Here is a 13,291-nt window from a genome sequence, read left to right on the forward strand (position 1 = left end):
GACTCTGACATTGGCCGCAGTAGCTCCAGGCGGACAGCTATCGATCGAGGTCGTCGGCGATGTTCGATGTCCATTCACCGTCGAAATGCCGGACGCGTTCGGCGACGATCGTATCGCTCAGCAGGCTCGACAAGGCGGAAACCAGAATTGGTTCTATCTTTGGAACCGAGCTAAATCCAAGAGCAATCAGACGTTCGGACCAGGGCGGATGGTCCGCGCTTTTGTTATCGGGCGCGTCCCAGGCCTTCTGCGCATATTCTTGCAGGATGGGAAGCCTCGACAGGTGACGGGCGGCCGCCAGAACTCTTTCGAGTGGTGGACGAGGCGGTACCATGGTGCCAAGCAGTTCACGTTTAAGCGGAATATACACTTGGTCATCGAAAAACGCACTGGCAGCACCGATCAGTAGCAGGGCGCGGGCCGCTTCATATGCGTCGCCGGACATCGCTGCATGGCGATCCGCGTCAATTTCCCCCCGCCGCGACAACCGTATTTCTTCGCGCTCCAGCGTGCGCGACAGCGGACCAAGCATCCAGTAGAACAGGCTGCCCGAAACGGTTTTTCCCGGAGGAGCGAAGTCGAAGATTAGATCGAAGCTTTTTTCGAGTTCGGCTAGGTTGAGGCCGCCGTTTGTGTCTTTGTTTCTCAGATGTGCGTTCTCATGGACCAAGATCGCGGCAAAAGCCTTTTGGTCGGTCACTGCGAGCAGAGGAAGGCCGATGGTGAGAATCGCCCTACGGCCAAGCAGCCCCAGAAACGGCCGCTCTTCACCGACACTGGCGTTGAGATCGGGGCTCAGCACGATGGTAGTCCGGCTGGCGCGGTGTTTGCCGGCAATACTCTCCCAGATGGCCCATAATTTCGGGGCTGATTCCCGAGCGATCCCCTCCACCTTGCTGGGTCGAAAACCGGCGAACAATGTCCCGATCAACAGAACCATGCCCAGCATCGCAGCTGGGATCGCAATAGCGCCAGCCGCGATGACGGCGAGCGGATGCCGGTCGAGAAACCAGAACCATAAGACTATTGGGCAGAACAGCGGCAGAGCGAAAAGCAGGACGGCAAACCTGCCGAAGCGCGCTCCCATGTAGAGGATCAGGCGCGACATCAGCGCCTCACAGCGGAATATTGTCGTGTTTCTTCCAGGGGTTCTGCATGTCCTTGTTGCGCAGCATCCTGAGTGCGCGGGCGATGCGCCGGCGGGTCGAATGCGGCATGATCACCTCGTCCACATAGCCGCGCTCGGCGGCAACGAAGGGCGACAGGAAGCGATCCTCGTAAGCCTTTGTATGCGCAGCGATTTTCTCCGCATCGCCGATGTCTTTGCGGTAAATGATCTCGACCGCGCCCCTGGCGCCCATGACGGCAATCTGCGCCGTTGGCCAGGCATAGTTCATGTCGCCGCGCAAATGCTTTGACGCCATAACGTCATAGGCGCCGCCATAGGCCTTTCTGGTGATGACGGTGATCTTTGGGACGGTCGCTTCGGCATAGGCGAACAGAAGCTTGGCCCCATGTTTGATCAGCCCGCCATACTCCTGCGCGGTGCCGGGCAGGAAGCCCGGAACGTCCACGAAGGTGACGATCGGGATCGAGAAGCAGTCGCAGAAGCGTACGAAGCGCGCCGCCTTGCGGCTGGCGTCGGCATCGAGCACGCCGGCCAGCACCATCGGCTGGTTGGCGACGAAGCCGACGGTGCGGCCCTCGACACGGCCGAAGCCGGTGACGATGTTTTTCGCAAAATTCTGCTGGATTTCGAAGAAGTCACCCTCGTCGGCAACTTTAAGGATCAACTCCTTGATGTCGTAGGGTTTGTTGGCATTGTCGGGGATCAGCCTGTCGAGCGACAGATCGTGATCGGTGACCGACTGGTGGCATTCGATCTCGGGAATTTCCGCCGTGTTGGAGGCGGGCAGCAGATCGACCAGCCGGCGCATCTGCAACAGCGCCTCGACGTCATTGTCGTAGGCTCCGTCGGCGATCGAGGACTTCGTCGTGTGGACGGAAGCGCCGCCGAGGCTTTCGGCGGTGACTGTCTCGTTGGTGACGGTCTTCACCACATCCGGCCCGGTGACGAACATGTAGGAGGTGCCGCGGACCATGAAGATGAAGTCGGTCATCGCCGGCGAATAGACGTCGCCGCCTGCGCAAGGGCCCATGATCAGCGAAATCTGTGGGATGACCCCGGAGGCCAAAACATTGCGCTGGAAGATCTCGGCGTAGCCGCCGAGCGCCGCCACGCCTTCCTGGATGCGGGCGCCGCCGGCGTCGTAGATGCCGATGATCGGCGCGCGGTTGCGCAATGCCATCTCCTGCACCTTGACCACCTTTTCGGCATGCGCCTCGGACAGCGACCCGCCGAACACGGTGAAATCCTTGGCGAAAAGATAGACCGGGCGACCATTGATGGTGCCCCAGCCGGTAACGACGCCATCACCGGCGATCTTGGTTTTCTCCATGCCGAAATCGGTCGAGCGGTGCTCGACGAACATGTCGAATTCCTCGAACGAGCCTTCGTCGAGGAAGACGTCGATGCGCTCACGGGCGGTGAGCTTGCCCTTCTTGTGCTGGGCCTCGATGCGGGCTCGGCCGCCGCCCATGCGGGCGATCTCGCGGCGCCGCTCGAGTTCCTTCAGCACGTCCTTCATGACCGGTCCCCAAAACGGAAAGCTGGATTGTGGTAATCGTGGCAGCAAGTGAGCGCAAGCGCCGCTTCGCCATGGCTTTTGCTGCGCTGCAGCATCCGACCCCTTGCATTCCGAAGCGAAGTGGGCCATATGCGGCGGCATAGGCGCTTGGGCCGGGACACTCCGGCCTTCTCGACGAATGAGACTGGTTGCGTCTGTTTTCCCTCTTCCCGACATATCGGCAAGGTGGCGAAAAAGCCCCGTGGCATGAAGCCTGCGGGCACGACAGCGCAGCCGTGTGGACGACGTCCGCCCGCCTTGTCGTTTCATGACAATTTTCGACGGCAGGTTGCGCCCTGCCGCCATCGATGTTTGCGGCCAGAAGCCGCATGAAAGAAGAATATTTTGACCAATGAAAACACTTTGACCGGTGAGAACACTGGGGAACTGACCGGTTTCGCCGCACTTGGAATTAGCGGTACACTGCTCAAGGCCACCCATGGCGCCGGCTTTACCGATCCCAAGCCGATTCAGGCGCAGGCTATCCCGCCGCAGCTCGAAGGCCGCGACATTTTCGGCATCGCCCAGACCGGCTCGGGCAAGACCGCGGCGTTCGCGCTGCCGATCCTGTCGAAGATCATCGCGCTTGGCACCAAGCGTCGGCCGAAGACGGCTCGTGCGCTGATCCTGGCGCCGACGCGCGAGCTCGCCGTCCAGATCGAGGACACCATCAAGATTCTCGCCAAGGGCGCGCATGTCTCGACCGCGCTGGTGCTTGGCGGCGTCTCGCGCTTCAGCCAGGTCAAGAAGGTTGCACCCGGCGTCGATATCCTGATCGCCACGCCTGGCCGGCTGACCGATCTGGTGCGTGAGGGCGACCTCGTACTTGCCGACACCAAATGGCTGGTGCTCGACGAAGGCGACCGCATGCTCGACATGGGCTTCATCAACGACGTCAAGCGCATCGCCAGGGCAACAGCGCCGGACCGTCAGACGGTGCTGTTCTCGGCGACCATGCCGGCCGAAATCGCCGAGCTGGCGAAAGGCTTGCTGAAGAACCCGATCCGCGTCGAGGTCGCCCCCCACAGCACTGCGGCCGCGGAGATCGTGCAGGGCGTCGTCTTTGCCCGCACCAAGCAGAAACGTCAGGTGTTGTCGGCGATGCTCGCCGACGAGGCGATGAAGTCCGTTATCATCTTTTCGCGCACCAAGCATGGTGCCGACAGGGTGACCAAGGACCTCGAGCGCGACGGCTTCAAGGCCGCCGTTATCCACGGCAACAAGTCGCAGAATGCCCGCCAGAAGGCGCTCAACGATTTCCGCGAAGGCTCGGTGCGAATTCTCGTGGCGACCGACATTGCAGCACGCGGCATCGATGTGCCCGGCATTAGCCATGTGGTGAATTTCGATCTGCCGGACGAGGCGGAGAGCTATGTCCACCGCATCGGCCGCACCGGCCGTAACGGCATGGATGGCATCGCCATCACGCTTTGCGACCCTTCGGAAAACGCCAAGCTGCGCCAGGTCGAGCGTATCATCCGCACCAAGCTGCCGATCGTTGCCGATCATCTCGGCAGCCCCGATCCGCAGCGCAATCCGGCCGAGAAGAACGAGCGCAGCTTCGAGCCGGCCAACGATCGCAACGACCACAACGGCCGTCGCGACGGCAGGCGTCCCGGCGGCGCCAACAACGGCTTCGCCAAGAAGCGTTTCGGCGGCGACAAGCCGGCCTTTGCGGGCGACCGCAAGCCGGAAGGCGCCAAGCCCTTCAAGGGCAACAACAAGCGCCGCTTCGGCGGCAAGCGACCGGCTGCACGGGCGGCATAACCTGACCGTTTTGCGTCCGGCCAAGCCTGCCTTGGTTACTCACGATTGAAAAGGGCGACCGGAGTGATGCTTCGGTCGCCCTTTGCTTGAGGCCTTTGGTTTACTTCACCACCGCCTCGACCCACACGACAATCCGCTGCGCGAGGGAAGCCGTGGTCGATGGCGCGAGCGCGTCGCCGGCAATGACGTGGCGCCCCAGCGACCCGCAAACACGATCCGTCGCCGCGTCACCGATCCTATTCGACCGGTGGCTTGCGGTCGAAATTCAGCGGCCGCGCATTCCAGCGGGTGACCGTGATGATCACCCATCGGCAGAACGGCCTCGGCAGCATCCTGAGCAGCTTCAGCGTCCAGCTCAGGCGGCGTGGGAATGTGACTTCGAAGCCGCCGCATTCGATGCCTTGCGCGATACGGCGCGAGGCCAGGTTGACCGGCATCAAGCCCGGCATCGGCAGGAAGTTCTTCTCAGTCAGCCGCGTGTCGACAAAGCCCGGATTAATCACCTGGATGCGGACGTTCATCTTGTCGAAATCGTATTTCAGCGACTCGGCCAAGATATTGACTGCCGCCTTGGTGCCGCCGTAAGCGGCGGTAGTGGGCCAGCCGAAATAGGCGGTGACCGAACCGATCAGCACGACATGGCCGCGCGAGCGTACGCGCATGCGTTCGATGACCGGCACCAGGCCATTGATGATGCCGAAATAATTGACTTCGAAAGACCGACGGAAATTGCGCGCGACAAGATCCTCGCCCGGCGTTGCGATATAGCTTCCCGCGTTGAACACTGCCAACACGATCGGACCGAGATTTTTCTCGATCGCTGCAACCGTCTCTGCCATGCGTTTTTCGTCGGTCACGTCGCAAGGAAAGGCTGCGACACGCCCCGACATCTGCGCCGTTTCGACGATGAGCGTATCGATCGGATGGTCATCGGGCGCAGTCACCGGGACGACATAGCCCTGAGCGGCAAGATCCTTGGCCAGCGAACGGCCGATACCGCTGCTGCCGCCCGTAATCCAGGCGACGCCATGCTTCGGATTGGCCCGATAGAGTGTCATGCTGCGCCCCGCCGGCTCTTCTTAACCTGCGCTCTACCGGTGAAGAAATCGAATGAAAAGAGTGCTTTTCGGTACATCGTTGAAATGAATACCGGCTGGGCGCCCCTGGGTGCAGGAATTGCAGTGTGCGAATGCGACTGGACCAGGCAAATTCTTGCCTTGAAACCGAAGCTTCGGGTTTCTAGGGTTTCGCCGCACCCACAAAGGAATCTCCATGCCCCGTTCTGTGATCGACGTGATCGGCAACACGCCCCTGATCCGCCTCAACAAGGCCTCGGAAGCAACCGGCTGCGAGATCCTGGGTAAGGCCGAATTCATGAATCCCGGGCAGTCGGTCAAGGACCGCGCCGGCCTGTTTATCATCCGCGATGCGGAGCAGCGCGGGTTGCTGCGGCCCGGCGGCGTCATCGTCGAGGGGACGGCCGGAAATACCGGCATCGGCTTGACACTGGTTGCCAAGGCGCTCGGCTACCGCACGGTGATCGTCATTCCCGACACCCAGAGCCAGGAGAAGAAGGATACAATCAAACTGCTCGGCGCCGAGCTGATCGAAGTGCCCGCCGTGCCTTACAAGAACCCGAACAACTACGTGAAGCTGTCGGGCCGGCTGGCCGAGCAGATGGCGAAGACCGAGCCGAACGGCGCGATCTGGGCCAACCAGTTCGACAATGTCGCCAACCGTGACGGCCATATCCGCACCACGGCCGAAGAAATCTGGAACCAGACCGACGGCAAGGTGGATGGTTTCGTGTCGGCGGTCGGTTCCGGCGGCACTCTGGCAGGCGTCGGTTTCGGGCTGAAGGCCAAGAACAGCCAAGTCAAGATAGCGCTGGCCGATCCGCTGGGGGCTGCGCTCTATTCCTTCTACACCAGCGGCGAGCTGAAATCCGAGGGCAGTTCGATCACCGAAGGCATCGGGCAGGGGCGGATCACCGCCAATCTCCAAGGCTTTACACCCGATTTTGCCTTCCAGATCCCCGACGAGGACGCACTGCCGATCATATTCGACCTGATCCAGGAGGAGGGGCTTTGCGTTGGCGGTTCGACCGGCATCAACATTGCCGGCGCCATTCGCCTGGCGCGCGAGTTAGGCCCCGGCCACACCATCGTGACCATGCTTTGCGACTACGGCACGCGCTACCAGTCGAAGCTGTTCAATCCTGAATTCCTGCGCGAAAAGAAGCTGCCGGTGCCGGGGTGGATGGAGCAACAGAGCACGATTTCGGTACCGTTCGAAAGGGTTGCCTGATGGCGCACAAGACCGAAGCGCTGTTTCGTGACGACGCCTATCTGGGGACGGCCGACGCCACCGTCGTCGCAGTCAACGATCGCGGGGGCATCATTCTGGACCGGACGGTGTTTTACGCCACATCGGGCGGGCAGCCGGGCGACACCGGCAGCCTCGAACGTGCCGACGGCACCGGCATTGCGATTATCGCTACGATCACCGGCGAAACCAAGGACGAGATCATCCATGTGCCGGCGCTGGAGCAGGCAGTTCCAAAGGTGGGCGAGCGCATGCGGCTCGCCATCGACTGGCCGCGGCGGCAGTTGCTGATGCGCATGCATTCTGCCTGCCACCTGCTTACCGTCGTCTGCCCGTTCCCGATCACCGGCGCCGCGGTTTCCGAGGACGACAGCCGTATCGATTTCGATATCCCGGACGCCGGCTTTACCAAGGAAGACGTGACGGCCAGATTGATGGAGTTGGTGCGGGCCGACCACCCGATCTTCACCCGGCTCATTTCCGACGAGGAACTGGCATCCAATCCGGGCCTGGTGAAATCCAAGAATGTGCGGCCTCCGGCTGGCACGGGAAAGATCCGATTGGTCTGCATCGGCGAGAACGCCTCGATCGACAGCCAGCCTTGCGGCGGCACCCATGTAAAGAGCACCGGCGAAATCGGCGAGATCCATATCGGCAAGATCGAGAAGAAGGGCCGCGAGAACCGGCGCTTCCGCATTCGCTTTGGTCCTATGCCGCCAGCCTGATATAGGACTGCGACAGGCGGGACAGGAGAGAAAAGATGGCCGACGACAGTCCTTTCACCATCGATGCCGATTGGTTGCAGAAGCGGCTCGGCAAGCCCGGCCTGACGATTGTCGACGCGTCCTGGTATCTGCCGGCACAAAAGCGCGACGCGCGCGCCGAGTATGACGCAGCGCATATTCCAGGCGCCCGCTTCCTTGACCAGGACGCGGTTTCGGACCCCGACGCGGCTCTGCCGCACACGCTGCCGTCGCCGCAGCATTTCGCGCAATATGTCGGCGCGATGGGTATTTCGGCCGATGACACGATTGTTGTCTATGACGGGCCAGGGTTCTTTTCTGCACCGCGCGCCTGGTGGTTGTTTCGCGTCATGGGCGTATTCCAAGTCTATGTTCTCGACGGCGGCTTCGACCGTTGGAAAGCCGCCGGACGGCCGGTGACGGCGGAGCCGACGAAGATCGCCCCTTGCGTGTTTTATGCCAACTTTGATGCCGCCCGCGTCGCCAGCCTTGCGGACATGCGCCGGATCGTCGAGACGGGGGAGAGCCAGATCGCCGACGCGCGCTCGCCTGGCCGTTTTGCCGGCACCGAGCCGGAGCCGCGCCCCGGCATCCGCTCCGGTCATATGCCGGGCGCGCACAACGTGCCGTTTTCGGCGCTTTCGGAAAACGGCACGTTGTTGCCAAAGGACAGGCTACGCAACGTGATCGAAGGAGCGGGCATCGACCTGTCGAAGCCGGTCGTCACCTCCTGCGGCTCGGGCGTCACCGCGGCAGCCATCACGCTAGCTTTGGAGACGCTTGGCCATACCGACAACAGGCTTTATGACGGTTCGTGGACCGAATGGGGCGGGCTTTCCGACACGCCCGTCGTGACGGGCAAGGACTGACGGGGATGGAAGACGGATCGCTGGAAGACATCGACGTCACCGTGACGTTTCTCGAAATGCATGTGCCGCCTGCCTATTCGCCGCCTCTGCCGTACAACCGCCAGATCGCGCTGCTCAAGACCAAAGACATTCCGCTGCATTTCTACCGCTATTTGATGGATCGGGTCGGCCGCAAATGGCACTGGGTCAATGTGCTGAGGCTGAGCGACGAGGAGCTTGCGGCGGGCATCCACCGCGAGGACCGCGACATCAGGGTGCTTTATCTGGATGGTGCGCCGGCCGGCTTCTTCGACCTCAAACCGCATTTGCCGGAGGAAGTGGAACTCGCTTATTTCGGAATGATGGAGCACGCGACCGGGCAAGGCATCGGCCGCTGGTTCCTCGGTGCGGCAATCGCCGCGGCGTGGTCGCACGGGCCAAGGCGGGTAACCGTGCAAACCTGTACCCTCGATCACCCAGCAGCACTGCCGCTCTATCAAAAACTAGGCTTTACGCCAGTGGCGCAAAAAAAAGAGGTCGTACATCCGATGTCTTTCGCCGAGCGCGCGGCCAGCGTCATGCGGCCCTGATTTCAGGCCCGTTCATCCAGGCTTCAGCTTGTCGTTGCCACGCCCAGGGTCTGGATCAACACTCAAATGTGTGTCCGACTTGTATGAGCCTAGCACTTTCCATATCGCTGTCGTCTAAAAACCGATGGTGATGGAGGATCGCACGATGACAATACGGGTGGTAATGGCCGGCGCGACGGGCTGGGTCGGCAAGGCGCTGGTTCCGGCGATCGGGGCGCAAGGCGACATGGCGCTGGCCGGGGCCGTGTCACGCAGCGGCGCTGGGCAGGATTCCGGTCTGCTGGTTGGCATGCCGGCTAATGGTATTGTCGTTTCGGCTTCGCTGGCCGAGGCGCTGGAGGCGCCGTCGGACGTACTGGTCGACTTCACCAAGCCGCATGTCGTGAAAGACCATGTGCTGCTCGCCATCGACAAGGGACGGCACGCTGTGATCGGCACATCGGGACTGGGTGCTGCCGACTATGCCGACATCGATGCCGCGGCGCGCGCCAACGGCGTCGGCGTCGTTGCCGCCGGCAACTTTTCCATCACCGCCACGCTGATGAAGCGGTTTGCACTTATGGCGGCAAAATACGTGCCGGATGTCGAGGTCATCGATTATGCCAGTGCAAAGAAGCCCGACGCGCCCTCCGGTACCGCACGGGAGCTTGCTGAGGCGCTGGCCGACATCCGCAAGGCCTCAACGGCAAAGCCGGTCTCCGAGGTCTCTGGCGTGCCGGCTACACGCGGGGGTGCGGTCGGCGCAGGCGAGGGGGTGCAAGTGCACGCGCTTCGCCTGCCGTCCTACATCCTGTCCTGCGAGGCGCTGTTCGGCCTGCCAGACGAGCGGCTGACCATCCGCCACGACGCCGGCTCGTCCGCAGCACCTTATGTGGCGGGCACGCTGCTCGCCATCAGACGGGTACAGCAGATCAAGGGTCTGGTTCGCGGTCTCGACGCGCTGATGGACTGATCCATTTCGGCAGGAATCGGGTGGGAAGCTCTGTCTTGCGAGCATAATTTCCGGTCAACGACACCGGAGATTTTGCCATGACGATAAGATTCAAAGCCTTGCCAACCGACGCGGTCCGGGCACTTCAGCGCGGCGGGGCGGATGCTTATGGCCTGATGCCAGAGCGGCAGATTTCGGACGGCGACGGCGTGCCTTGCCGTCATTGCTTGAAGAATGTTGCTGCGGGAGAAGCCTATCTTGTTCTGGCCTATCGGCCTTTTCCGGAGCTGCAGCCTTATGCCGAAACCGGGCCGATCTTTCTGCATGCGGAAGAATGCGAACGCGCCGCCGAGGTTGAGTTGCTTCCAGAAATGCTCGAAAGCAGCGATTACATCGTGCGCGGTTATGGCAAGGACGACCGTATTGTCTACGGTAGCGGCGGCGTCATTCCGACCGACGCCATTGCCGCACGGGCAGAGACGTTGTTCGAACGCGACGACATTGCCTACGTCCACATCCGCTCGGCGCGCAACAATTGCTATCAGTGCCGGATCGACCGCGCGTAACCGAACAGGCTGCACCGGCTTGGGGCTGTCGCACTCCCGTCGCATACAAGTGGTAGAAAGAGACTGTCGATCGATTTGCCGACCGCGGATGAACCGGCGGAAATCTCGAAAACCGAGGAAGCGGGGCTTTGGCTCCGCTTTTTTGTGCCTGCATTGTTCGCAAAACAAAAAACCCGCCGGGATTAGCCGGCGGGCTTGAACGATTTGCCTGGAGGGCCTTAGTTGAACTTATACTTCGCACCGATACGGACGGTGTGGAAAGAAGGAGTGGTGGTGAGGACATCGCTCGGCCCTCCAAACTCCTCCAGAATATCCTTCTCGGCAAACTGCGAATAACGATATTCGAGACCGACAGTTACGTTGTTGGTCACGGCCGCTTCCAAACCACCACCGACCGAGAAGCCGCTCGAGCCCCAATCGATGATGTCGCCGATGGGTGAAGATGCGTTCAGATCGAAATGTTGCCAGCTGTAACCGCCAAGCACATAGGCGAGGGTTGATTCGTTGACCTTCAAACCGACCCGGCCCAGCACATCGAAACCATAGTCGGTGTCCAGATTAATGGACCCGCCGGGCACTTCCAGCTCCGAGGTCATGCCGGAGTAGCGAGCATCAACCATAACGCCGGCAACCCAGCTGCCGAAGTCATGATCGTAGCCGGCGTTCAATTCGCCAAACACGCCTTCGCCGCCGATACCGTTGAACTCCAGGTCGCCAAGCGGCGGAACATTGATCTGATGCACCGACGCACCCGCGCCGCCCGCACCGCCGATATAGAAGCCGGTCCAGTTGTAGGTAGGTGCCTCAAAGGAAGAGACACCGCCATTCTGGGCGCCAAAACGATAATTGGCTGCTACCTGGAACGTGTGACGCGATGTATCGAGGTTGATTGCACCATCCGGTACACCGAACTCGGAAAGGACATCATCGTTGGTGCTGAATTGCGTAAAACGATATTCGGTTTTGATGGTCCAGTTGCTGTTGATGGCCGTCTCGACGCCGGCTCCGACGAAGTAGCCGCTCTGGTCCCAGTCGAAGTCAAAACCTGCGCTCGTGTCAAATTTGTATTTCTGCCAGGAATAGCCACCAAGGACGTAGCCCAAGGTGTTTGGCGTGAAGAGGTAGCCTGCCCGCAAGCCAGCGTCGAAACCATAGGTCTCTTTGACCGATGCGTCGAATCCAGCAACGTCGAGGGAGGTTTCGATGTTGCCGGCATGAGCGTCCAGAAGTCCGCCGATCAGGAACCGCGGCGCCACCATATAGTCGTACCCAACGGTGAGTTCACCGTACAGGCCTTCGCCACCAATGCCGTTGAACGACACCCCAGGAATGAAATCGCTGCTCAACTCGTGGACGTTCGCCCCGGCGCCAACGCCAAAGCCGACGTAGATGCCACTCCAGTTGAAGCCCGCCGTCTCCACGACCGGTTCGACCACGTCGGCGGCATGAGAGACCGACCCAAGCGCCAGAACAGAAACTGCGCCGAGAAGAAGAGATTTCGTGAATTTTCTGCTGATCATTACCCTGCCCCTGGTGAACCCTGCATCTACGTAGCATCGGCTCATTGTGGCGGCTGTAACAAAAAAGCCACAGAAAGAGCACATTGCATCAAACGGGCACCAGATGCAGGCAAAACCGGCTGTAGACCGAGAAAATTGCCTGTGAACAAGCAGCCGCCGACAGCATCGGCGACTCATCAGGAACAAACGGTTGGAAATCAGGCCGCGAGAACGGCCTTTGGCTCGACCAGTTCGTAACCGAGCGCCTCGGCCACCGCGCGATTCGTTATCTTGCCCTTGTGGACGTTAAGCCCGTTGCGCAGATGGTGGTCGTCTACCAGCGCCTTGAGGCCCTTGTCGGCAAGCTGCAGGCCATAGTGCAGCGTCGCATTGTTGAGCGCGTGGGCCGAGGTGACCGGCACCGCACCCGGCATGTTGGCGACGCAATAATGGATGATGCCGTCGACTTCATAGGTCGGCTCGGCATGGGTGGTGGCGTGCGATGTCTCGAAACAACCGCCCTGGTCGATGGCGACGTCGACCAGCACGGCGCCTTTCTTCATGCCCGACAGCATTTCGCGCGTCACCAGCTTGGGCGCTGCTGCCCCCGGGATCAGCACGGCGCCGACGACTATGTCAGCCGAAAAACATTCTTCCTCCAGCGCCTCGACGGTCGAGTAGCGGGTGTGAACGCGGCCGCCAAAGATGTCGTCGAGCTGACGCAGGCGCGGGATCGAGCGGTCGATGATAGTGACGTCGGCGCCGAGGCCGGCCGCCATCCGTGCGGCATGCAGGCCGACAACGCCGCCGCCGAGCACGGTGACCTTGCCGGGGAGCACGCCGGGCACGCCGCCAAGTAGCACGCCGCGGCCGCCATTGGCCTTTTGCAGCGCCGTGGCGCCCGCCTGGATCGACAGGCGGCCAGCAACTTCCGACATCGGCGCCAAGAGCGGCAGGCCGCCGCGCTCGTCGGTGACCGTCTCGTAAGCGATCGCGGTCACACCGGAGGCCAACAGGCCCTTGGTTTGCTCCGGATCCGGGGCAAGATGTAGATAGGTATAGAGGATCTGGCCGTCGCGGAGCTGAACCCACTCGTTGGGCTGCGGCTCCTTGACCTTCACGATCATGTCGGACTTGGCAAACACGTCGGCTGCCGTCTTGGCGATCGTGGCGCCGGCAGCGCGATACGCGTTGTCATCGGCGCCGATGCCTGCACCGGCGCCGGTCTCGACCAGCACTTCATGGCCATGCGCGACATATTCGCGGACCGAGCCCGGTGTCAGGCCGACGCGGTATTCGTGATTCTTGATTTCCCGGGGGCAACCGACGCGCATC

12 protein-coding genes are annotated in these 13,291 nt (G+C 61.4%); 7 read left to right on the top strand and 5 right to left on the bottom strand.

What is annotated here, in order from left to right; genetic code table 11:
- Positions 1-37 precede the first annotated feature (37 nt).
- Positions 38-1,108: a M48 family metallopeptidase gene (locus tag NKI79_RS10855; protein ID WP_352801485.1), complete on the bottom strand. Its 1,071-nt coding sequence runs from the start codon at positions 1,106-1,108 to the stop codon at positions 38-40.
- Between the two features lie 7 nt (positions 1,109-1,115).
- Complete coding sequence (locus tag NKI79_RS10860; protein ID WP_352478807.1) at positions 1,116-2,648, bottom strand: acyl-CoA carboxylase subunit beta; 1,533 nt, start codon at positions 2,646-2,648, stop codon at positions 1,116-1,118.
- 384 nt (positions 2,649-3,032) lie between these two features.
- Between NKI79_RS10860 and NKI79_RS10865 the strand changes: the two genes are divergently transcribed.
- A complete protein-coding gene (locus NKI79_RS10865) occupies positions 3,033-4,454 on the top strand; it encodes a DEAD/DEAH box helicase (protein WP_352801487.1) in 1,422 nt (473 codons plus the stop codon).
- A 236-nt stretch (positions 4,455-4,690) separates the two neighbouring features.
- Here NKI79_RS10865 and NKI79_RS10870 read toward each other — a convergent pair whose 3' ends face one another.
- Positions 4,691-5,512, bottom strand: a complete 822-nt coding sequence (locus tag NKI79_RS10870) for an SDR family oxidoreductase (RefSeq protein WP_352801489.1) — start codon at positions 5,510-5,512, stop codon at positions 4,691-4,693.
- 214 nt (positions 5,513-5,726) lie between these two features.
- On the opposite strand from NKI79_RS10870, the gene NKI79_RS10875 reads away from it, so the two are divergent.
- The 6 genes from NKI79_RS10875 to NKI79_RS10900 all read left to right on the top strand — a co-directional run bounded on the left by NKI79_RS10875 (position 5,727) and on the right by NKI79_RS10900 (position 10,457).
- On the top strand, positions 5,727-6,761 hold the full coding sequence (locus NKI79_RS10875) for a cysteine synthase A (protein WP_254817174.1): 1,035 nt from the start codon (positions 5,727-5,729) through the stop codon (positions 6,759-6,761).
- Positions 6,761-7,504, top strand: coding sequence for an alanyl-tRNA editing protein (locus tag NKI79_RS10880; protein ID WP_352801491.1), 744 nt, complete (start codon positions 6,761-6,763; stop codon positions 7,502-7,504). Before NKI79_RS10875 ends, NKI79_RS10880 begins: the two co-directional genes overlap by 1 nt.
- Positions 7,505-7,539: 35 nt before the next feature.
- Positions 7,540-8,391 (top strand): 3-mercaptopyruvate sulfurtransferase, encoded by an 852-nt coding sequence (gene sseA, locus NKI79_RS10885; RefSeq protein ID WP_352801493.1) that lies wholly within the window; start codon positions 7,540-7,542, stop codon positions 8,389-8,391.
- 5 nt (positions 8,392-8,396) lie between these two features.
- Complete coding sequence (locus tag NKI79_RS10890; protein ID WP_292655364.1) at positions 8,397-8,960, top strand: GNAT family N-acetyltransferase; 564 nt, start codon at positions 8,397-8,399, stop codon at positions 8,958-8,960.
- 145 nt (positions 8,961-9,105) lie between these two features.
- Positions 9,106-9,912 carry a 4-hydroxy-tetrahydrodipicolinate reductase gene (gene dapB, locus NKI79_RS10895; RefSeq protein WP_254817178.1) on the top strand — a complete coding sequence of 269 codons (807 nt, stop codon included), beginning with the start codon at positions 9,106-9,108 and terminating at the stop codon, positions 9,910-9,912.
- A 77-nt stretch (positions 9,913-9,989) separates the two neighbouring features.
- Positions 9,990-10,457 carry a DUF1203 domain-containing protein gene (locus NKI79_RS10900; protein WP_352801495.1) on the top strand — a complete coding sequence of 156 codons (468 nt, stop codon included), beginning with the start codon at positions 9,990-9,992 and terminating at the stop codon, positions 10,455-10,457.
- A 218-nt stretch (positions 10,458-10,675) separates the two neighbouring features.
- On the opposite strand, the gene NKI79_RS10905 is transcribed toward NKI79_RS10900, so the two are convergent.
- Both NKI79_RS10905 and ald read right to left on the bottom strand, forming a co-directional pair.
- Positions 10,676-11,977, bottom strand: coding sequence for an outer membrane protein (locus tag NKI79_RS10905; RefSeq protein WP_352478814.1), 1,302 nt, complete (start codon positions 11,975-11,977; stop codon positions 10,676-10,678).
- A 197-nt stretch (positions 11,978-12,174) separates the two neighbouring features.
- Entirely contained in the window at positions 12,175-13,290 is a 1,116-nt protein-coding gene (gene ald / locus NKI79_RS10910) for an alanine dehydrogenase (protein ID WP_352645808.1), read from the bottom strand.
- Position 13,291: the final 1 nt, after the last annotated feature.

The sequence above is a fragment of the Mesorhizobium sp. M0340 genome, assembly GCF_040321535.1.
Lineage (GTDB): Bacteria > Pseudomonadota > Alphaproteobacteria > Rhizobiales > Rhizobiaceae > Mesorhizobium.